The organism is Mesotoga sp. B105.6.4 (assembly GCF_002896535.1).
GTDB lineage: Bacteria > Thermotogota > Thermotogae > Petrotogales > Kosmotogaceae > Mesotoga.
On the sequence record NZ_JWIM01000073.1, the window covers coordinates 109,582 to 132,632 of the forward strand.

General features: G+C 47.1%; 11 protein-coding genes. 3 read left to right on the forward strand and 8 right to left on the reverse strand.

The window, feature by feature from the left end; genetic code table 11:
• Nucleotides 1–35 precede the first annotated feature (35 nt).
• Nucleotides 36–5,177 (forward strand): DEAD/DEAH box helicase, encoded by a 5,142-nt coding sequence (locus RJ60_RS13455; protein WP_103135058.1) that lies wholly within the window; start codon nucleotides 36–38, stop codon nucleotides 5,175–5,177.
• A 455-nt stretch (nucleotides 5,178–5,632) separates the two neighbouring features.
• Here the strand turns inward: RJ60_RS13455 and RJ60_RS13460 are convergent, their stop codons facing one another.
• The 4 genes from RJ60_RS13460 to RJ60_RS13475 all read right to left on the reverse strand — a co-directional run bounded on the left by RJ60_RS13460 (nucleotide 5,633) and on the right by RJ60_RS13475 (nucleotide 10,130).
• Nucleotides 5,633–7,486, reverse strand: a complete 1,854-nt coding sequence (locus RJ60_RS13460; protein ID WP_103135059.1) for a hypothetical protein — start codon at nucleotides 7,484–7,486, stop codon at nucleotides 5,633–5,635.
• Between the two features lie 315 nt (nucleotides 7,487–7,801).
• A complete protein-coding gene (locus tag RJ60_RS13465; protein WP_308410920.1) occupies nucleotides 7,802–8,122 on the reverse strand; it encodes an SUMF1/EgtB/PvdO family nonheme iron enzyme in 321 nt (106 codons plus the stop codon).
• On the reverse strand, nucleotides 8,016–8,555 hold the full coding sequence (locus RJ60_RS13470) for a formylglycine-generating enzyme family protein (protein ID WP_258006344.1): 540 nt from the start codon (nucleotides 8,553–8,555) through the stop codon (nucleotides 8,016–8,018). The genes RJ60_RS13465 and RJ60_RS13470 overlap by 107 nt, the downstream gene beginning before the upstream one ends.
• Before the next feature lie 717 nt (nucleotides 8,556–9,272).
• Nucleotides 9,273–10,130: an SUMF1/EgtB/PvdO family nonheme iron enzyme gene (locus RJ60_RS13475; RefSeq protein WP_103135061.1), complete on the reverse strand. Its 858-nt coding sequence runs from the start codon at nucleotides 10,128–10,130 to the stop codon at nucleotides 9,273–9,275.
• A gap of 883 nt (nucleotides 10,131–11,013) precedes the next feature.
• Here RJ60_RS13475 and RJ60_RS13480 point away from each other — a divergent pair.
• Nucleotides 11,014–12,381: an ATP-binding protein gene (locus RJ60_RS13480; RefSeq protein WP_103135062.1), complete on the forward strand. Its 1,368-nt coding sequence runs from the start codon at nucleotides 11,014–11,016 to the stop codon at nucleotides 12,379–12,381.
• Between the two features lie 360 nt (nucleotides 12,382–12,741).
• Here RJ60_RS13480 and RJ60_RS13485 read toward each other — a convergent pair whose 3' ends face one another.
• From RJ60_RS13485 to RJ60_RS13500, 4 genes are all read right to left on the reverse strand, one after another.
• Nucleotides 12,742–13,614, reverse strand: coding sequence for a hypothetical protein (locus RJ60_RS13485; protein WP_103135063.1), 873 nt, complete (start codon nucleotides 13,612–13,614; stop codon nucleotides 12,742–12,744).
• Between the two features lie 315 nt (nucleotides 13,615–13,929).
• The gene (locus RJ60_RS13490; RefSeq protein WP_103135064.1) at nucleotides 13,930–14,433 is read right to left on the reverse strand and encodes a hypothetical protein; all 504 of its coding nucleotides are present in this window, start codon (nucleotides 14,431–14,433) and stop codon (nucleotides 13,930–13,932) included.
• 99 nt (nucleotides 14,434–14,532) lie between these two features.
• On the reverse strand, nucleotides 14,533–17,430 hold the full coding sequence (locus RJ60_RS13495; RefSeq protein ID WP_103135065.1) for an exodeoxyribonuclease V subunit beta: 2,898 nt from the start codon (nucleotides 17,428–17,430) through the stop codon (nucleotides 14,533–14,535).
• Nucleotides 17,423–20,527 carry a PD-(D/E)XK nuclease family protein gene (locus RJ60_RS13500; RefSeq protein ID WP_103135066.1) on the reverse strand — a complete coding sequence of 1,035 codons (3,105 nt, stop codon included), beginning with the start codon at nucleotides 20,525–20,527 and terminating at the stop codon, nucleotides 17,423–17,425. Before RJ60_RS13500 ends, RJ60_RS13495 begins: the two co-directional genes overlap by 8 nt.
• A 505-nt stretch (nucleotides 20,528–21,032) precedes the next feature.
• Here RJ60_RS13500 and RJ60_RS13505 point away from each other — a divergent pair.
• Nucleotides 21,033–22,829 carry a class I SAM-dependent DNA methyltransferase gene (locus tag RJ60_RS13505; RefSeq protein WP_103135067.1) on the forward strand — a complete coding sequence of 599 codons (1,797 nt, stop codon included), beginning with the start codon at nucleotides 21,033–21,035 and terminating at the stop codon, nucleotides 22,827–22,829.
• Nucleotides 22,830–23,051: the final 222 nt, after the last annotated feature.

Sequence of the window (23,051 nt, forward strand, 5' to 3'; positions counted from 1 at the left end):
TGATCCAGAATATCGAATGATTCAGAGGTGGTCCTATGTCCATTAACCCGGTAGTCTTCAGTAAAGAGACCTTCGAGAGCTTTACAGACTTTCTTATAAGTACCCTGAATATCGCAGATGAGAGTCTCGAGAATCAACTCAAAGACCTAATAGCCTATGATCTTCTAAGAGGATCTCGCCTGGTTAATGGACCATACATTTACCTAAATCGCCCTTTCGTAAAAGGCAAAAGCATAAAAGAGTTCACGGAAGCACTCAACCTTGATCCGGTATTGAATACAGTATTCACATACGAAAACTTACATAAGCATCAGGAAGAAGCAGCCGAGAGCATTGTAAACAAACATCACACCATAGTCTCAACAGGTACCGGCTCCGGAAAAACCGAGTCCTTCCTACTTCCAATAATCGACCGGGCGAAGAAACAACAGGAGAAGAAACTGCTGGCGCTTCTTATTTACCCTATGAACGCTCTGGTAAATGATCAACTAAGACGACTCAGAATGATGCTTGCAGGAACCGGCGTGACGTTTGCCAGATACACCGGAGACACTCCTGAAACCCTTCCTTCGAATATCCGGAGACCTGCAAATATGGTGAGGTTTACGGAAGAGCAGCTCGAAGAGGTCATAAAGGGTACACTGGCACCCTGGGAAGAACGCCTCTGTCGAGAAGAGATCCGCGAAAACTCTCCCCAGATAATGCTCACAAACTACTCTCAGCTTGAGCATTTGCTTCTTCGAAACAAGGATCTAGATATTTTCAGAGACTCCGATTTACAGTTCATCGTTATGGACGAAGTTCATAGTTATGTCGGAGAACTTGGCTCGGAAGTGGCCTGTCTTCTCAGAAGACTGAAGCTCGTTGTTCCGCATCCGGAAAACATCACCTTCATTGGCACCTCTGCGACGGTCGCCTCTCGTGACGAAGAACCTGAAACGGTAGTAAAACGCTTCGGTTCAAGACTCTTTGGTGTTGAACAAAACGATATTAAGCTGGTAACCGAGTCTTACATAGAGCTCGAAAGAGAACCGGATGAATACGTTCCGCTATTTCCCAGAGATCCCGGAGAAATTCTAAAACAGATGGTATATGAGGTTTCTCAGATTCCTGAAGATGGAGAACCGGGGCCAGAATTCTACAAGCTGCTGACACAGTTGACTTACAAGACCATAAACAAAGACAACGCTTACACGACATTGAAGAAGAACGTTATCATAAGCGAATTGCAGGAACTTTTCAGCAAGCCCACACTTCTGGAAAAGGCTGTTGAGAGAATCAGGACGTTAGCTGGGAGGAAAGATGCTGGCAATGATGCTCTCGCGGCGGAGATATATTCCTATCTACTTGCCGGGCTCATAGTAAAAGAAGACAACGAACCTTTGCTCCGCCCGAAGATCCACTTCTTCGTAAGGGGCATTCAAAACCTGAAGGTCGCATTTGTAGATGGCCAGAGACAGATAATACTGAACGATATAGACGAGCTTCAGGACCACTATTATTTCAGCCTTTACGGTTGTGCTAGATGTGGCCAGCATTACTTTGTCATTCCCTCGGCATCTGCTAACCAGGCTGAAGGAGTCACTTTCTACACACCCGTTGGTATGGGGGATGAGCCTGAAGAAAGCCGGATGGTTCTCCTTACAGATGTAATTACCGGGGACGAACAGGCCTACCCCAGTCAAAATGTATGGGTCTGTGAGAAATGCGGGACCGTCCACGAAGCACCTGTGCAGAAATGTATGAATACTCTTTGTGGTTCAGACAAACTTATTCAAATGAAGAAGGTTCCAATTGCAGCACGGCTTAGATGCCTCTCCTGTGGTGTTTCGCTAGGGAAAGATGATGAAGAGGATAGATCCTCGAACCTAATGCCCTCTGTTTCAAATGAAGCTTTAGACATTCTAATTCTCGCTCAGAATATGCTAAATTCTGTTTCCAAAGATGCGGCAAAGCTTCTCGTATTCACGGACAACAGACAGGAGGCCGCCTTCCAGGCAGCCTTCATAAACCAGAGGTCGAAGCGGTTTAGGCTCAGAGACTATCTCTACGCTGTTCTAGAAAAGGACCGAGCATACACAAGCGATGAACTGGCTGGAGAAATAGCCGAACGCATTCGTGAAAAGGGTGAGTACAGAGACTTTGAAGTTGAAAATGCAATGAGGCCTAATTACTTCAAAGATTCTGTAGAATGGTTTCTTCTAGAAGATTTCTTTATGCCCCGCTATAGACGCGGAAGTCTTGAGAACCTTGGGCTTGTTAAACTTACTTACGGGAATGTAGTTAGCAGCAAGGAATTCGTGAAACACTGGGCAGAAGAATTCGGAGCCCCTGTAGAAGAGATACTGGCAATAATCGAAAATCTTCTAGACCATATGAGAGTGAACACAGGTGTAAGCCATAAGCTTCTCGGAATAACAAACCGTGATCCCCGAGTTGCTAGCGGTTATATCAACCTTAGCAAGTGGTTCGGCCCCGAAGTTTACATCCTGAATGCCCCTACCTACAATAGCAAGAGCAATCTCAAATGGTGGATTTCAAACAGTGGGACTTCATATTATCAGAGGTTTATGAAAAAGGCATTTCCGGAAAAGAAGGATCTCACAGATGATTTTCTAAGGGAGCTGTGGCGCTTTCTGGTGGATGAAAGGGTCCTAGTCGAACGCGAGAACTCACATTTTGCAATAAACAGCGACGCCATTTACTTCACTAAGGCGCCTAAGAGCAAAGACGATAATCTTCCTCATCTTTACGAGTGCAAAAAGTGTGGTACGAGAACCTTCAGAAAGACGCCCAGCCTGGTTTGCCCCAGGCACAACTGTGATGGTCAATTAACTGATGTATCAGTTGATACGGATGATTATAACGTCAAGAGACACTTATCAAACAGAGAGACAAGAAGTCTGAGGGCCTTTGAACATTCCGGCCAGGTTCGCAGACCCGAAAGGGAGAGAATCGAGAAGGAATTCAAAGATGAGAATGGAACGGTAAACTGCATTGTGGCAACTCCTACACTTGAACTGGGAGTGGATATAGGGAAACTGGATATGGTTCTTTTGAGAAATGCTCCGCCCACACCGGCAAACTACGATCAACGAGCTGGAAGGGCCGGAAGGCGACACAGGATAGCCGTCGTTACTGCATACTGCGGGCGAAGCTCCCACGATCTGTACTTCTTTTCAAGACCGGAAGAGATGATTACAGGAAAGATAAAGGTCCCAGCCTTCTCTATGGTGAATATCCCGCTAATTGCTAAACACTGTCATTCGGCAATCACGACGAAACTTCACAGCGTTACGAATATAGAAGACAAAGCATTGATGGAGGCCTATCTTCCTAATTACATAAACGCCTTCTTCAACGGGATAGACCTGTTTGCGGATAATGCAGCTGAAACGCTTAAGAACCTATTTTGTTTCTCCAAACCCCTGGAAGAACTGATAGACAGACATTACGAGCTTCTCAGAGAAGAGTTAGAGCGTTTCTTCAAGTACTGGCCACCTGAAGCTTTGAAGACGTTAAGGGAGTCGGTGGAGGGAGAACTGGAAGACTTTCTAATAAACGGTTCTCCGGAACAGCTTGATAAGATATTTCTTCACATACGCGACGATCTCGTTTTCCTGATAAACGAAAGGGCCGAGTTGTTTAGACGTGGTTCTACTTCGAGAGAACTTGGTTCAATTACAAAGCACTTGAATGCCTTTATGCATCCACAAGGCGGTGAGAACTCAGTCAGTGATTTCTATACGATCTCCGTGCTGATTAAATATGGGTTTTTCCCCGGTTATTCACTCGCAAGGGGCCACGTTACTGCTCGCTGTCTGGACAACGAAGGTTTCGTTGAAATAGACAGAAACTACAATATCGCTCTAAGGGAATTTGCCCCGCTTTCCAGGCTCTACGCGGTAGGGAAAAAGTACCGACCGACACGGTACAACTTCTACAACGCTGACACAAAGGCGGGCTTTAGGCAGAGATTCATCATAATCGAAGACTGCATAATGCCTGAAAAACCCGATGAACCTTCTTTCGACAACCCAGCTCAGTTGAAGCTTGATTCAATACACCTCACGGACCCCAAGTTGACTCTCGAAGGCAGGCCCGGGGATAGTGAGAATCGTAGAGTCATTATGGGCTACGACATAAGGGGAATCGTTAAGGAAAATCACCTGGGAGGATTTACTGCCAAGTCTGACGGAATGATTACTTCTTTCAGGAGAAAAGACGTAGTTGTCCTCATAAACGTTGGTTCGAAACGCGATATAACTAACTATGGCTACGGTTTCTATATTTGTCCCGAATGTGGGGTGATAGAAGAGAATACTCCTAGTGGGAAAGATCACTTCAAGAGACATTTGGAAACCGTCCATAACAAGCATATTCAAGGAGAAAGACTTAACGAGTATAGGAGAGGCATTCACGCAGAATTCGTGTCTGACGTAATGGTGGTGGGCCCTTTCAAGAGCTTCGAAGAGGCAGCCAACTATATGGAAGCGATGAAGGTGGGGGCATCTATTGACCTGGATATTAGCACCAGTGAAATTGATAGCTTCATAAACGGGCGTGAAGAGAACTACCACGTTACTTTTTTTGAAACAGTACCGGGTGGCTCGGGATACATTGAGGTGTTGTTCCAGTACAGAGAAAGTGTAATGAAGACCGCAAGGACACTTCTTGATTCCTGCGATTGCAAGACTGCCTGTTACAGGTGCCTGCTGAGCTTCTGGAATCAACCCTTCCATTCAGTTCTCAAAAGGAAGAAAGCAATCGAAGTACTTGACTTCATACAAACTGCAGGGGCTACCACAGTGGTGAAAATACCCGGCACCAGGCGAGAGAAGACTTCTGATGGGAACCTAGAGTCGCCGGCTGAGGCGAAGTTTCTTAACATTGTTAGGGAGTTCGGGCTTCCAGATCCTAATCTTCAATACCAGGTAACCATCTCAAATATGACGTCCATCGCAGATTTTGCATATCCTGATAAAAAACTCCTTATCTACATCGATGGCTACACTTATCATAAGGGCAAAGGGCAAGAGAAAATAGACCTTGACAGAAGGCAAGAACTAATACTTAGAGCCAGCGGCTACGAAGTCATTCGGATCGGAGCCAAAGACCTGGATGATGACGAGATAATGGAACTGTATCTTAAGTCAATATCCAAGATATTTGACTAGCAGTGTTCCGTCAAGAAAGCAACTCATTAGTACTGCCCAAGCTTGCTTTGGAAAACCTTCGCTTGAGTTTATCACTTAATCTTCTAAAAACAGCTAAACAAGCGAAAGTATTTTTAGAAACTAAGAATTTTGCCACTACAAACTCTGTATTCAGAGAGCGAGTTCTTCTTGAGGCGTTACCTTGTCGGGTTGTGTTATCTTCATTAATGAAAGAATCTTCGAAGCAAGGGGTAGTGATTTGGCTTTCATGTAGTAACTTTGCTCACCATGGCTGAACTTCATCACTTTGAGTGAGTTTATCGCTCGTTGAATCTCCTGGGTCCAAGTGATAAAGTCAAGAAAAAAGACGCCTCGAAAGCGTCTTCATTATTAATTCTATCATGAGAATTCGTTAAAGTCAACCGGTCTAGCTGTTGCTGACAGGTTAAATAATCTCTGAAACACGCGCCTCTTGATTAATTAAACGGAGCAGTAGAGAATTCAATCGTTGTTGGCGTTCCTTCGGCATCTGGAAGGGCAACGGGGACAATCTCAATCAAGAAGTCGCTTCCGGGCTCGAGATGAAGGCCCGTATCGATCGTGGTTTGCGATGTCTGTGTTGCGAAGAGCGTATCCGGTCCCATAAATACCGAAACGTTGAACGCCAAATTCTCCGCTTCGAGAGCTTCAGTCGGCTCGATTCCATAGACGATTTGCAGCGGCATCGAATATGGATAATCCTTCTGGCCGTCATAAGGATCGATACCGAATGGGAAGAGGTCCCACAATGCGATCCACTCTTTGATTGCACTGCCAATCGCGCCGCATTTTCCTGTCACGTCTATGAAATCTATGCCATTATGCCCCTTCACGACACACTGGTACGTGTAGCCGGTTTTTCCAGTGTCACCTGTTTTCAGTTTAACATCTGTCTTGGGATGGAGTCCTGTTATGTTTAGCTCCAGATCACAGTTCTTTGCCGGCGTTCCGTCCTTTCGCGTCACTGTGACAGTTACGGTATGCGATCCGGGAGCTATGTTGATGTCATAAGAGGGTTTAACAGTGAGGGTGTAATCGCAGTCGCAATCGATGCCAGCGGCACCCATTATCGCATCCAGATGTTCAGTCAGGGGTTGTGCTCCACCCCAGGTCTGTGCCATTATGCTTGGCGGACTGCCCGCGGGTTGAGGGTTGTCGTTTACATAATTTCCTTCGTCATCTGTGTGGTATTCATCGTCTAGACCCATCATATGGCCCACTTCATGGGCGATGACAGGTCCAGTATCCAGATTGTCCCATTCACCCGTGGTTGTTTCAGTCGATCCTGGAGTCGGCAGTGGAGTAGCTACCCACGAAGTGTGGCTTCCTTTGACCTTCTTGACTTCCACAACATGGGCGTCATCAGGTGGTTCTGCACCTTCAGCAAGAACCGAGAAGTCAAAGTCGAACGTTACTGTGCAGCAGCCGTCACCCCATTCTCGAGAACCACTCGCGCCGTTCCATATGGCTTCAGCGTCAGTTTCCCAAGACTCGACCTGAGTCTCTGATGCGCCTTCACCATGGAAAACAATGGTTACCGTGACTGTGTAGTCGCAGGGTCCTCCAGAGACGGCCGTCGTCTGAGGAAAGAAGCTTGCTAATGGATACTCGGCGGGATAATAGGCATTGAGTATGGTTTCAGCAAAATCTGAAAGCAGTACCGGTGGTACGCTGTACATCATGGGTGTGTCTTCAGTCAGTAAACTCTCCAGTACAGGCTTTCCTGAGTCATCTCCATTCAGTAAGAATGCTACTGCAATAAGTGCCCTGATAGTCTTGTTGTCATCTTGAAGGTATTCTTCTAGACTGTCAAGAGTGGATTCATCCAGAAGATTTCGTTGAAAGGCGTAAGCTGCGGCCCAGCGTTCCAGTGGGTCACTGCTTTCCAAAAGAGCCAGGAATTTCTGAATCTTGCTGTTGACAAGAGGTATTAGTTCTTCGCCATAACGGAATGAAAGCGGGTTGTAAGGATCCAATTTGTCAATTATGCTTGCTACTCGATCTTCAACGAAAACTGCTTTGATTGTCTTGCTTTTGTCCATCGTGACTGTTGTTGTGGTTGAGTCGGGCGACGCTACTTCGCCTTCCCAGGATTCAAACTCCCAATTGTTGTCCGGATACGCTTTCACAGCAACGATTTGGTTCCTCGTGAATTCGTGAACTCCTGCAGTTGGATCTGTAGTTCCACTGCCTCCTATCTGAATTGTAAGAGAGTATTTTATGCTTGGACAACTCGTAAGAAAGATTATTGCCACAGACAGGACAAGCAGAACGAAAAATGCTCTACGCATTGTAGCACCCCCTTCGTATTAGTGAGTGCTTAATAAGAATCAATCGACCTCAGAAGAATGCAAGACACAGCAAATGGCTGCTTGATAACGGAATTATACATCGTTGACCCATGAATAGGAGCAGTGGAAAGAGAGTGGTTCTGGGAAGAACATGCCAGGAAGCGAGGCTCGCTGCCGCAAGGAAGTGATGCCCGGAAAAACGTCCGGGGAAGTGATGCGCCGAAAAGCATCGGCGGAAGTAATGCCACCTTCGGTGGGACGCAATGCACTGAAGAGCATCATAGCAATGCCTGCTTCGCAGGGAAGCCTCTCAGGTCAACCGTCATCGATCCGCCGTCCACCGAAGATCCGCTGTACGCTTAAGAACGAAGACTCGCTGAGCGCTGAAAAGAACCGCTGTACGCTTAAGAGCAAGGACCCGCTGATCGCTCTGAAACATGGTTCGCCGTTGCCATACGGATTCGTCTGTGCAGAGCTGGAGTATTCTCCAAACCAGTCGCTGCACCACTCCCATACATTACCAGACATATCATAGATTCCAAGCTCGTTGGGTTGGAGTAGTTCCAACATCGTGAGTATGCCGAATTGATTCGGCGGGTTGGACATTCTTGTGCCGGGTTGGAGTAGTTCCAACATCGTGAGTATGCCGAATTGATTCGGCGGGTTGGACATTCTTGTGCCGGGTTGGAGTAGTTCCAACATCGTGAGTATGCCCTTCAGAGTTTTCCCAATACCAGGATACGTCATCTACATTGTCACTCCCGGAATACTTGTATCCTTCGCTCTTGTTCCCGCCTCTTGCAGCATACTCCCATTCAGCTTCAGTCGGCAGTCTGTATCCGACTACCTTTGACGGATCAGGCGTCACTTTTCCATCCTTATCCAGTAAGTTGCCGTCATTGTCATACGCCTTAGGGAGATTCTCTTTTTCACTCAGCCAGTTGCAGTAATCTATAGCATCGTTCCAGCTTACATTGATTACTGGTCTGGTTCCCCTTCCCCAGCCTTCGTCGCCGGGTTTGCTCCTTCCGGTAGCCTCACAGAAAGCATCGTACTCGTCGAAAGTCACTTCATACTTGCCTATTTGGAAGCTGTACGTAAGCGTGACCTCTCATGGGTTGGTTTTTCTTCACTATATCCATCTCCCGAGGTGTCGCCCATCGTGAAACTGCCCTTCTGAACCAGCACGAATTCTCCGCTTCTTGCAAGCGTAAGAACCGCCAGAGACAAAACTCAGAGTGTAAAAAGCACCGTTTTCTTCATTCCCCACCTCCATGAGTGAGGCTCTGCACTCGAAATAGCACGGCAAGACCAAGGTAACATGCAACATATAGTGCAATGCGCTCGTTAACTAATATAGCACCTTTACGTCCAATACAAAGTTAAACTCTGCTCCGTCAGTTCCCGACGATGAATGTTTCTGACGATTGCACCTTATGATTTGCGGCAGCCTTCTATAATCATTCCTCCACTCAAGCTCTCGCAGAGGTATCTTAAGGCGCGGCAGTGCTTTCTATGTCGGCGTCGCACTCTCGGCTAATGAAAGCATGTTCTTCAAATGACTATCCTTATCTAGAGACAATATCCAGTGTTATTTCAGGGATTAAGCCAAACATCAAGTTCGTGATCAAAAGGGAGACACGATTTATCGCGTCATTTCGCAAGATATTGTCTGCAAAGAAGAGCAGACTATCGTCTCCAGTACTGAGAAGGATGCACCCAGATACAGATAATCAAGTCTTTCCCTGTCACTAAGGCATACCTTGTATTGCGGACTCGAAAAAGGTCATAGCGCCGGCTCGAAAAACGTCCTGCAGATACGGAAACCAATATTATAGTCTGTGTAAGTGGGGGGATCACTTCTACGGCTCACTACCCGTATACTTCTGGCACTGTGGCTCCAGCTGCCGCCACGCCCAACCTTGTCGGAACCGCTATCGTTATAAGGATCTGTCTGTGCAGAACTGGAGTACTCTCCAAACCAGTCGCTGCACCACTCCCAAACATTACCAGACATATCGTAAAGACCCAGCTCGTTTGGTGCTTTCTTTCCAACTTCCTGTGGCATGAATTGCATGTTTACAGTGTACCAGGCAACGTCACGGCCATCATTACTCCCTGCATACTTGTATCCCTCGCTCTTGTTTCCGCCTCTGGCTGCATATTCCCACTCTGCCTCCGTCGGTAGCCTGTATCCAACAACCTTTGACGGATCAGTAATTATCATGCCGTATCTGTCCAGAAGGTTACCTTCATCGTCATACGCTATTGGGAGATCTTCCTTTTCGCTTAGCCAGTTGCAATATGCTATCGCGTCCCACCAGCTGACATTATTTACTGGCTTGCTTTCCCTTCCCCAGCCCAGGTCCTCGGGTTTACTCCTGCCTGTATCTGCACAAAAGGCATCGTATTCATCGTACGTTACTTCGTACTTGCCTAAATAGAAGTCATATGTGAACTCCACTTCGTGAGTCGGTTTTTCATTACTGTCTTTATCCTCCCACGTATTGCCCATCGTGAAGCTGCCCTTCTCAACCAGTACTAAATAATCCTCAGATTCTGCCGACACAGCCTTTTCGGTATTTGCAAATGTTAAGATAGCCAGTATCAGAATACAGACTGTTAGCATCATGCCTTTCCTCATCCCTTCACCTCCTGAGTTGTTCCATTAACTTGTATGACAAGCAATTCCAGTTTCATATGCCACGTTCATAAACGAGGCTTGACACCTGGAGTAAGCACGTGAAGACTCAAACAATATACGGCAAGCTGTGCAATGCACTCATACGATTAATATAACACTTGTTACATACTGCACAAAGGCAAGTTCATTCTGTAAGTTCCTGTTGCTGAAAGCTTTTGGCGATTGCACCTGGTGATTTGCGGCAGCCTTCTATAATCATTCCTCCACTCAAGCTCTCGCAGAGGTATCTTAAGGCGCGGCAGTGCTTTCGATGTCGGCGTCGCACTCTCGGCTAATGAAAGCATGTTCTTCAAATGACTATCCTTATCTAGAGACAATATCCAGTGTTATTTCAGGGATTAAGCCCAACATCCAGTTCGTGATCAAAAGGGAGACACAATTTATCGCGTCATTTCGCAAGATACTGTCTGCAAAGAAGAGCAGACTATCGTTTCCAGTACTGAGAAAGATGTTGCCCGGATGAGAATTATCTAGTCTGACCCTGTTTATTTGAGGATCCAGTCAGCTGACAAAGCGAGTGTTCTGATCAGTGAATCTCGTATGCTTCTTGATGAACTCGGTCAAGCTCCTATTCTTTGGTCCTGACCAACCACTAACAACGGCTTTGAAAATCGAGTCCCATTTTTGCGATCATTGAGCTCTAGAACAGGCCTCCAGCCCTTATGTTTATCGAGAAATCAACTCTTTTCCTTTTTCAAATCCCCGAAATGTCCTGGAACGATACTGAAGCAATTATCCACAATAAAAGAGAGATACGAAGATGATTTGCTATCAATATACTATATAGTATAATACTGTAAAGTAGAATAAGTAGGTGATTATTGTGTTTGTTGGCAGAAAGAGGGAATTAGCCTATCTCGAGGAGAGATTCGAAAGGGGAAAACCGGAACTGCTTGTTCTATACGGTAGAAGGAGAGTTGGAAAGACAGAACTCACAAAGGAATTCTTGAGGAAGAAGCGGGGGATCTATTACCTGGCAGAGAAACTCCCGGAGAATCTTCAGCTGAAGAAGCTCTCCGAGAAGGTTATTGAATTCTTCGACGAAGACATAATAGCCGGATTCTCCAACTGGGAGATGCTGTTCAAGTACCTTGCCTCCAAGCACGATCGATACATACTCGTGATAGATGAGTTTCCTTACCTTATAGAAAGAGAACCGGGCATTATCTCGTCTTTTCAAAAGGGCTGGGACGAATACTTGTCAAACTCGAATGTCTTTCTCATTCTCACGGGTTCGAGCGTCTCCGTAATGGAGAACAGTGTCTTGAGCTATAAGAGCCCGCTCTACGGCAGGCGAACTGGACAGCTTCTTCTCAAACAATTTACCTTCTTTGAAATCGGCGAGTTCTTCAAGAAGAAATACGAATTTGACGATTTACTCAAGATATGGGGCACTCTTGGTGGAGTACCGTTCTATCTTGAGCAGTTTGACAGCGATCTTGACTACTACGGAAATGTCATGGAGAAGATATACAACCAGAACGAGGTGTTGTTTGCCGAAGCCGAGTTTCTTCTGAACGAGGAGCTCAGAGAACCGAGAAACTACTTCGCCATTTTGAGGGCAATTTCGCTCGGAAAGAGAAAACTGGGCGAGATAATAAACGAAACCGGTATCGACAAAAGTAGCATCATGAAATATATCTCCATTCTCAATCTTCTTGGCATAGTCGAGAAAGAAGTACCAGTGGGTGAAGATCCGCTTAAAAGCAAGAAGGGACTATACAGAATAGCAGACAACTTCTTCAGATTCTACTTCCGTTATGTTTTCTATTACAAAGATCTCATACTCACCGATCAGAGGGAAAGACTGTTGAGCATCCTGAAAGATACCGAAAACCAGTTCTTCTCGCTCACATATGAGGATTTCGCGCGCAGTGTTGTCATGTGGATTAGCGGAACGAATTACTTCGAGATTGGTCGCTGGTGGGATAGAAACGCTGAAATCGATCTGGTGGGCATGAACAGAGAAGAGAAACGAATATTATTGGGAGAAGTCAAGTGGAGTGAAAGGCCCCTCGGCACTGATATTCTTGCAGCATTGCGTGAAAGGGGAAATCTGCCGCGATGGGATGAATTCAAAGAGAAGGAGTACGCTATCTTCAGCAGATCTGGCTTCACCAAAGCTCTAATTGACGAGGCGAAATCCGATCGATCTCTAGTGCTCTTTCACGGTGACCAAAGAGTAGTCTGAAGAACCTGTGATACGCAGACGCTTTTCGAAGAACCCGTCAGGCATAATCATCGTCGAGTGAAGAGCCGTCCTTGGTCCTTCGTCCCAGATCATGGACCCGTCCTCCGATAAGATCAAAGACCAGATCCTGACCAAGAGCTCGTCAGGATGACCAATTGAGTTAGTTCATGCAACCTAAAGTCCTGCCCCTAGAAAGGTTCTACCTCCTGGCTAAGCCAGCCTTACGTCCCCGGATGGTTGGGGGTGAAATCCCCCTGGGCTACTCACCGATTTTGTCCAGTGCTCTCCAAAAGACAACGTTCATGTTTTCCCTCGTTGTAAAAGGTGAGTGCGTCACAGAGAGAAATCTTGAACAGATAATTACCTTATTATCGTATTTATCAGTTCATTTCTCCAATCTCCTAAATTCGTGCTGCCTTTGGCTGGCCAGGAAATGGGTTTGTCCGTGTTTTTTCTCGACTCATCCAGATGAGAATCGATGAATACATTTAGCAAAGCCTCAGGAACCTTATACTGTATGTTCTTGTGTACGATACTTCCAGTTTCGATGTATTCCTTTATTCTCTTAATCACAGTTTTTGCACTATCGGATCTGACTTTCTCCTGTGAGCTGCAGAAAACAAGGTTCACGGCTTTGACGAAACCATCAGAGTGTTCGGTGGCCAATCTTAGTTTCTCATTGTCTGTGATCACCTCTTCGAGCATATTTATGTTTCTCGCATTGAAGGGATGTATGAACTTAACCTCAATGGCATACTGCACTTCTTTCTTATACGTCAAATCATCTTTATGCTTCCTTTCTATCGAAAGCGAGGCATCTTTGTTTATCACATGCTTCAGAATCGTTTCGAGGTTAGCATCTTGTGGATTTTCGCCATCATGAAGTGTCTCGAATACAGAACAGATGAATTCTCTGTTTAGAACAACGAGATCGAAATTGCCTCTATCACCGTATTTAGCTTCATTATCGATCGATGTAATCGACACATCATTACCATATCCCTCAAGAAGTTTGCGTTTTTCATATCTGAAGTTGGTAGGATATTCTAGATGAACAAGGGAAACAGCTATCCCTTCTTCCCTGTGAACAAGCTCTATGCTGCCTCCCTCCATGATATCTTTGTGAAGAGACGCATGGATATCCGACTCTGTGAAGTAAAAGAAAGGATTCTCTCTGAATCTGTTTATCGTTTTCCTTATGCCGTTATACACAAGCGTATCAGCACCAGTCATAATTCGATCCCTCCAGTTGTTTGGTTCCCGAAGATAACACTCTCACGTGTTTTCAGCAGGTAGTTTGAGAATCGGTGATTTCAGGGGAAAATTCTATTTTGTGCGGCGCGATGCAGATTCATTTCAGTAGTAGGCCTGCTGTTTTCCGAAAGAAACAAATTCACTCCAGATTTGATTCCTCCTTTCTATGAGCGCGTTCTGCAGTATAAGAACTGCGCAGTGTAGGTTGTCATCTTTCCATCTCCCTTTTCCGAGGTAGCGATTCAGTCTGTAAGTTATATGAAAAGTGCATTGAGTAACGAGTTTTTTGCCGCGTCACAGAAGTATGGATTGTTCGCTGGCCGTTCTGCATATGCGGAAGCCTACGGCGTCGCCAGCCGAAGAGGGTTCCAGATAATCCCGATCTGTTACCCGAGCGAAAGTCTCGTTGAGACCTACGCTTGCACCCTTCACATAGACCAGTTCGTCTCTATTGGCAGTCTTTATTTCGGAAGGATCATTTCCGTCCGGCACAAGCTTCCCAATCGCCAGCGCTATGCTTTCAGCGGCCCAGGTCGCAACCTCTTCATCAATGCCGCAGTTGTCTCTTAGTCGTTGGGAAAAGTCTGTAATTGCAGCAATCTGTTCAGATGAATCCTCACTTCTCAGGAGTTCGTTAAGCAGCCCCTCTCTCAGAGCGGTTGCGACAGCCGTTGTCTCTGTTTCACACTTCTCGAAGGAGGCCTCTAGCAAGGCTTCGACTTTATCCGGTTGATCGAGAATATTTTTCCCGTGTGTCCTCACCAGCTCTGACAGACGTTCTCTCACTTTCCCATTCAAAGAGCTCACTCCTTCTATAACGGAGTCTCACTTCGCAGGCAATAAAGCTCTCCGTCTTAAAGTGTGTTTAGTGCAACAACTCCGTTCAGAAATTCTTCTTCAGATTTGTCCTGTTTGATGGGTCACATGACTTTCGAGTCTGATTTCGAAGTCGCGAGTGTTTTCGAGGGTAACCGTCTCCGTATCTCCGCCCTTTAGATACAGAAGAGTCGCTGAAACGGGGTCGAGCGTATTCTTCAGTAAATACAGGTAGAACTCCATCTGGAACCTGTATCTGACAAGCATTTCATCTCTCTTTTCGGCCAGCTTGAAGTCGACGATCTTCCAGCCTTCAGCCGTCTTGTAGAGTTTGTCGATTACGCCCGCCAGTATGAATTTTCCGAAGGCTCTCTCGAAGCGCACTTCGCTTCTACAAGCCTCTGAGTTCTCGATTTCGCGAATTATATCGTGATTGCCAAGTCCATTCAGTTGATGGAGGATCTCCTTTGCCCTCTCGGGGGTCGCCGACCCTCTTGAAAGCTCAGGATCGTTCAGGATCTCATTCAGTCTCTTTCCCTTTGGTCTTCCAGCCGGGTTGCCGAGCTGTTCGAAGATCCTGTGAACGTAAAGCCCTTCTGCTGTTGAGGCTCGCGAAGTCCTTTCGATACTGTCGATCTCGAGAATCTCCTTCGGTTTTTCATCGAAGTCGAGCGTGGTCGGGGATACGACTCTCCGGAATTTGAGATGATCGAAGCGCTTCATGTAATCAATATCGGGCTCTTTCCAAGCGGTTTCTTCGCGTCGAATTTCCCCGCCTTCTGCAACGGGCGGGGCCTTGACAAATGTAACCAGGTTCTCGAGCTCTTCCTCAAGCTGTCCCGTTTCTTCGTTGTAAAGGCCAGCCGCTATCTGAGGCAACCAGCCGACATTCGTATCGTCTTTATTCTTCTTCAGCTCCTTCTCCATGGCCTCTTTGTCGACATTCATCACAAGAATTTCCCGGGGCCTCGTCAGGGCTACATAGAGGGTTCTCTTCTCTTCTTCGGTCTGTTTTCGCAGATCTGCTCTGTAAAACATGTCGAGCCCGTCATTCGTCAGTTCCTTGCTGTAAAGAGTGAAGGTTTTCGTGGCAGTGTCGAAGAGCAATGAAGGGGTATCTTTCCTCGGACTCTCCGACATCTCGGCAACGATCACAACGGGAAATTCCAGCCCCTTTGCCTGGTGGACTGTCATTATCTTCACGCTGTCGCTCTTCTCGTTTTCCAGAGCCGCCTCACCCTCGTCTGCCTCTTCGGAATACAATTTGATGTTCCTCGAAAACTCCCTCAAGCTTATCCCCAGGGAGTCTAGCTGCTTGGATATTTGAAGGAATTTGATCACGTTGGCCAGACACTGCTCGGGCATTGCAAGGAGCGTCATCTTCGGAAGGTAGTCCGTCTCTCCGACGAAGGAGTCGAGAATCTCTCCCGGCTTCAAAAGTCTTGCCAGGCGCGAATACCTTGTTATGATCGTGCGAAGATCGGAGAAGGATTCATCTTCGCTCCTCATAATGCAGTCATAGAAGTGACTGTATTTCTCCTTGAGTCTAACGGCCGCCTGCAGCGTACCTCCCCATGCGGGAGAAAGGAAGAATGACAGAAAGGCCCTGTCGTCTGCGGGATTGCCGAGAAAACTGACGAATGCAATCAGCCCGGCTATCTCGGGCCTCTGGAAAAACTTTCTGGAGCCGACCGTATAGTAAGGAATCCCGTTTGATTCAAGCGCTTCCTGATACTGCTCGACGTTCTTGAACTTCCTGAGGAGTATGGCTATGTCCCCTGGCCGTATCTTGCGCGTTACGACAACTTCTTCCTCTCTGAAATCGAGATCCTCATCCAGAAGCGAACGTATGTAGGCAGCTACGGGTCCTGCGTGGTCTTTATCTTTGCTTTCAAGTATTCTTACCCTCTTTTCTCTCTTGTCACCGTGAACCTCCAGGGCCTCGACATCTTTGCCGTATTTCGAAGCAAATGCCTCAAGCATCTCATTGTTCATAACTTTCTTGAAGAAGGCGTTGTGGAACTTCACGATCTCCGGATGCGACCTGTATGATTTTCCCAGAGTGTCCGTAGCGTCGTCACTTTCTTCGAATTCCCTTCTTGTGAGATTGAAGATCTCGACGTTCGCTCCCCTGAACCGGTATATCGACTGCTTGTCGTCCCCTACAAAAAGCACCTTCACATTCTCCGAAGCCGTCAACTTACTTATTATTTCTGCCTGAAGCTCGTCCGTATCCTGAAACTCGTCTACGAGAATGTACTTGAACCTCTTGGAATAACCCTTAGCTATTTCGGTATTGTCGCTCAGCATCTTCCTTGTCTCTTCCAGCAACTGCTCGAAGTCGAGCTGGGCCTTCTTCAAAGTCAGTTCCTCGTATTCACTGTTGAGCTTTCTGAATGCTTCGTGGCAGACAGCTGTCGCTTTCGATATTTTCTCGGCGGTCTCTGAAGTGTCTTTGTTATCATTGGGGCTGTAAAGATACATGTTGTGTCTCTGCTTGGAGAGGCACTCTTCGACAATCTTGTGAGTTTTGTCCAGACCGTAGATGTCTATCATTTTGTCGAGAGAATCCAGATTGCGCGAGAAGAACCTTCCCAGGGCCTGAAGTTCCAGTATCTTCTTTGTTCCGGTAATGATCGAGAATCCAGGATCTAGATCCGAATTCGTATTCAGAATGGACTCTCTGAGGATTCTCGCGCAGAAGGAGTGGATAGTCGAGATCCAGACGTGCATGACCCTTGAATTTATCTCTTTCCATCTCACCCGCTCGCTTTCGCTGGCTGCTTCGTCTATCTGCTTCAGTATCGCTTTCGCAACTCTCTCCTTCATCTCAGCAGCGGCCTTTTCAGTGAAGGTAATCGCAAGGATGTTTTCGATGCCCAGCTTTTCGTCGGAGCGAAGAATTTTCATGTATTCCTCTACCAGCCTGTAAGTCTTGCCGGTGCCTGCAGAAGCGGAGATGAATGTGTTCTTATCCATCGGTTGGCACACCCTTCTGTCTCCATTTCAGAATGTTGAAGATTCCTTCATTTTCGCACTTGTAGCAATTCGATGCTGTTCCTTTCCAGGTCTCGATGGAGAAATCGCCCGACTGGATTCTCTTGATTATCTCTTCCACAGCTCTAATAAACTCCTCGTCCGAAATCTTCCCCTTTTCAGCAGTTTCGCAAATCTTGAACTTCAGTTTGCCGTCGAACTTCCACTTTCTTTCACCCGAAGAGTGATCGATCGAAAAATTGTTAGCTTTCTTCTTACCCTTTATGAGTCTGAATTCTCCTCCGCTCAGCATTTTGTTCTCTTTCGAAAAGGCGTTTTCGACTGCCATCGAATAGAGTATGAGCTGTTCGGCCATCGCTGATCCCGGGTTCTTACCGCTCTTGTAGTCAATGACAAATAGCGTACCGTCTTCACAAGTGTCTATCCTGTCTACGATTCCGTGTACACAAATTTCGGAGGTCAGCTTCAATGGGCCATAATCGGATGTGTCGAACCCAAAGGAGAGCTCCGTACGGAATACAGTCCTGCCGGCCCTGGTCTCCTCCGATTGATCGTAATTCACATATTCTGTGAGTATCTTGAACATCTGATCGTACCGCCTCTTGAAAAGCGATTTGTTCACGCTGCCGGAATATCTCTTCAGGTGGTTCTCGAGGCTTTCGTTAAGAGAAACGCCCCTCCCGAGGTGGTCGCTGAGAACGGCATGAAAAACGCTTCCCGCATCCATGTATGAAAGCTCGAGTATCTCCTCCGGAACAGGCTGTAACCCAAGCACATAGTTCAAGAAATACTTGAATTTGCACTTGCAGTAGGTCCCGATCGTAGAGAAGCTTATGCACTTCTTCGTCAGCTCCTCGACTGCCTTCACGCCGGGGACCTTGAAGGAAAAGTCGTTTGTAATCGAGCTCAGGTTCTTCTCCAAAGTGGCGACCGTTTCCGAGTCTTTATGTCTCTGCCACTCATCGGGGCTCTCCTTGAATATACTGGCTATCGAAAGCTTGTAGTCGGACTGGCTCATGGCCTCCGACAGCGAGGGCACGAGATCGGTGCGTTTCCCTTCTACACGGCCATACGGTCTGGCCTCGGATTTGCCGAATGCTCGAAGAATCGATCCTTCATAAGGTGACTTCATCAACACGTTCCCGTCGACCGTGGAATTCGAGAAAGTAATGCAGAGCCTCTCTTGTGCGCCGCTTATCGCCAGAAAAAGACCCAGCTTCTGTCTGTTCTCCTGAATGCCCAGAATGTCCTTGGCTCTGGGCTCGGAGTACTGCGCGTCTGCATAGAGTGGATTGAGAGAGAGAACCGGGTAATTGCCCTCGTCGAACCCCATGAAGTACTTGACCTTCTTCGAAGTGTATCGGGAGTCGATCAGTGAGAGGACTTCTACTCCACCGCCCATGTCGGACTCGCCCCGTAGAGCTTCTCCTTCCAGATACTTCAAGAGAGATTTGTAGTACTTCTCCGGATCGTACTCGGTGATTTCCATAGCTTCGAGAATCCCGGCATGTGAAGGAACGGCTCTTTCAACGAATTGATCCACGCAGGCAATGTTTTCAGATGCGAATGTCTTTTCCTCGCTTCCGAGAAGCTCTCTCAATCCAAGCCTTTCTTCACAGATTCTGAAGAAGTCTTCGTATTTCAAGACAGACATCGCCGCATTTCTCTCTATACTCTTCAGAAGTGAAAAAACCCTTCTGACAGCGGGCTTTGCAATAACGTCTATGAACTGGATCTCATCTCTTATCTCCTGGATTTGGGACAGAGCAGAAAAGTCCTCATCGAGATCGTCGTTGGAGGTCAAACTCTCGGCCTTCGCACCGAGAAAACGTTTGTAATTGTCGAGCTTCTCCAGCCAAACCTTTTTTGCACCCTCTGTTGTGGCGGCAGATGTATCGTACAGCAGACCGGCCTTAGCCGCCACCTTCTCGAAGAGGACCGCATCGACTGTTTTCTCGGGAGAACCGTCCCCGTAACCGGCATCTATCATTTCGAGGATTCCCGAAGGCTCTAAAGAATCGGATACCACTTCAAGCGGCAGTAGAAGGGTCTGGATGCTCTTCGATTCGAGTAGGGAAACCGAATTCTTGCTAACTGCAGGGATCCCGAAATCGTTCAGCGATTTCTTCAATACCCTCCAGTAATCGTTATTGGGAATCACTATCTCGATCTCTTCCGGCTCCAGTCTTTCCTTCGCTATCGCTCTTTTCACTTCCCTGGCAACAAAGTCGACCTCTCCGTACAGATCGTTGCACTCGACGATTTCCGCGCTTTCACACCCTGCGTCGTTCAATTCTTCCCGATCCGAAAACAGGATCTCCTTTACCTTCGTAAGTGAGCCGCTTTCGCTTAGATCCACATCGATCGTCTCGAAGTCAGAGCCCTCGAAGAGATCGGAAACGGTCTGACTCTCCCTGAACAGATTCCTTCTATCACCGTCTTCAGGGCATGAGAGATAGACCTCGTCGAAAAAACGCGTAATATTGCTCATAAAAGCCCTGGTTGCCGGGCTTAAATCGTAGAAGCCGTCTATGAATAGGGTCTTTCCGAAATCGCCTTTTTCGAGAATTGCTTGCTCTGCGGCCAGTCTCAGTGCATCGTAGGAATCGTAAAGCTTCCTCTCTTCGAAGTGTTTTTGAAGCTCTCCATAAACTTCCTTCAGAACCTTTGGAACGGCGTCTTCCTTACCGAAAGCCATCTCGAAATTACCGAGATTCTCCTTCAAGACGACGATCGCCTCATGAAAGTAAGCCGTAGCCTTTTCTGACGGATAGTAATTCTTGATCTTTTCGAAGGCCTTCGCGATCTCTATTCGTTCGCCTCTTTCGGGAACAGCCGTGCGATCCGGGAACATCTCCCTCGCGATCTTCAGAGCCAGAGATCTATCCGTAAGGAACTGCCCGGCGGCAATCGAAAGCCCTCTCTTCAACATGGCATCTTCTATAGTTCGCAGAAAGAATGAAGAGGGTCCGACGAAGAGAAACGAGAAGGGATCCTCGCTGTAGTTTTCCTGGAGTTTCCGCAGCAAGTAATCGCTTCTTCTTCTGCCTTCTTTTCCACAGACAAGAATACCTTTCAAGAACTGCCCCCAAATAAAAATCTCAACTTTACTACCATTGTACAGTTTTCAGTTACGTAAACAAAGCGTTTCTCACTCCTGATATAATTAAATAAATTGGCTTGCCGTTACCTTTGTAAACATCATTAGCCGATGCTATACACTCCAGAGAAACTCGCTTCGAAGAAAACATACCCGACCTGGAGCAATGTTGTTGCCTTTGTCTTTCAGGCAGGCCTTACTTCCGGCAATGGTTCCGGGTTGAACTCCAGACTATCGTTTTCTAATCATATAGACCTACAATTCTCGATGCACGTACTAATATGTCAGACTGACGCCGACGCGCATCCTGGACTTGAATACACTTCAGGCCAATGGTCTGGTTTGTTTCGGCCTTCTGGAGTTTCCGATTGCAGGAAAAGTGAATCGCAGGGGAAGACGTTCAGGAGAAGGGAGTGGAGTCAAGGTTAATAGAGTCATTGTAAGCGTTCCTAATCTGCACAACAAAAATAGAAGGAGGCCCGGCATGGATCTTGAGAATTTTGCGAGAGATTACATTTATTTGCTGTTCAAATTGAGAGAGCATGACCGAAGCCTTTCGGAAAGGGCTATCGAGTACTTCTGGACAAATATGCTGCTGAGAAAACAGTCGTACCGCGACAATTTCACTGATCTCTTCGAAGAGTTCGCTCTTTTCGGCAAGAGCGGCATCGAAAGGGCAGTGCTGATAGAGAAGGCGTTGAAAGAGATGATCAGCAGGTATCCGAGGTACAGATTCATCGAGTACGAGGGAAAGTACGTATGGATCTTTAGAGAAGGTCCGGAACTGCTTCAAGAGGCATGCACTTACGCTGACTCGTTCGTGGATCGACTGGCGATGGTAGATATCTTCAACAAAAGCGGCTCTCTTTACGAGGCCTTGCTCTCGGTATCCATGGAATCCGATTTGCTGGAAGGAGATTCGGCGGCACCCCCGCAGGTAATCGATTCGATGGTCGAATTGCTGGATGTCCGTCATGGGATGAGCATCTACGATCCTGCGATCGGGTTCGGAAGGATCCTTTACGGCATCTTCAAGAACAACCCCCGAGAGGAGCTCGAATACGCGGGCCTCGAGGCAGATCCGTATAAGCACAGGATCGGAAAGATCGCTTTGATTCTTCTCGGGCTGAACGCGGTGAATCTTAAGCAAGGAGATCCGCTAATCAGGCCTAAAGACGATTCGCTCCTGTCGAATTCACAATACGACAGGGTGATAATCGAACCGCCGTCCAGCGAGAGGATTCTCTCTTATAGAATCAAGACCGGATATTTGACAAGAGACAACCTGGAGGTATCCAAAGTTCCGGGAAGTCAGTGGAGCTACATTCGACGCGGCATCGAATGTCTCAAGCCAACAGGAAAAATGGTAAGCCTCATAGAGACTCGAGAACTGGGAAAGCCGGCGCAAGAGATAATCGACAACGACTGGCTGGAGGCAGTGATAGAGCTTCCGGTGGGCAGGGGCAATCTCCTTCGAAGAGAGACGAGCATTCTCGTAATAAACAAATCCAAGCCCGATCAGAGAAAGGGAAAAGTGCTGCTGGTGCCCGAATCGGAGAGGCGGATCGACTGGTTCGATATACGGAACCCCATCGAATGGCCGTCGAAAATCACAAAGCAGTACAGAGAATGGCTATCGGAACCGAATCGAACAGGCATAGTCTCGATTCAGACTATAGCGGCAAACGGGTACACGCTGAAACCGCGTGATTATGCGATATCTGCGGGTTTGTCCGGGAGAAAGGATGTAAGCTATGAAGAGCTGATCAATGCCCCGATGATCGAACTCAAAGAAATCGGCGAGTTCATAGTCGGCAGAAGCCATGGATGGATCGATTATGACCGTGAGGGCAGAACGGTCTCGAAGACTCCGCTTCATGGCCATGAAATATCAGATAGAATTTATCTTCTGGACAGAGTGGCGACAGATGCGCAAGGCTTAATAGACTTGAGCCGCTCGACCAGGCATAGCGGGAGTCTGGTGGAAGTCGAAGAATCCAGTGCCCTGAGAAAGTCTGACATTGTAATCTGCGTTGAACCTGGGTCCTGCGGAGTAGGCATTGTGGGAGATATCGCTGACGATCAGGTGGTGATGCTTCCGGGAGACTGTATTGCGCTGAGAGTAAGGGAAGAGTACGATCCCTTTGAAGTGCTCAGGATTCTGCGAAGCGATTATGGAAAGCACTCTATTCATAAGGCAAAGATAGGCATTTTCTTCAGCGGCGGGAGACTCACTGCACTGGAAGAGATAAGGATACCGGATATCGTCAGTAAGAAGTGAAGAATTGGTGGACACTCTAGTTGGAAGTTCCCGCTTACACTTGGGGTAGAGTCGATCGGCCCCACATCCACAGCTCCAGTACTGTGAGACTGTTCGAATTCCACGAGGGGACGCTCTCTCCAAGAAGAGAGACGAGTTATGCCGGTCATCCGCGGCAATTAAGCAAACATATCGTAATGAATATACGATAATTATAGATATAATGTCGTAACTTACTAGTAT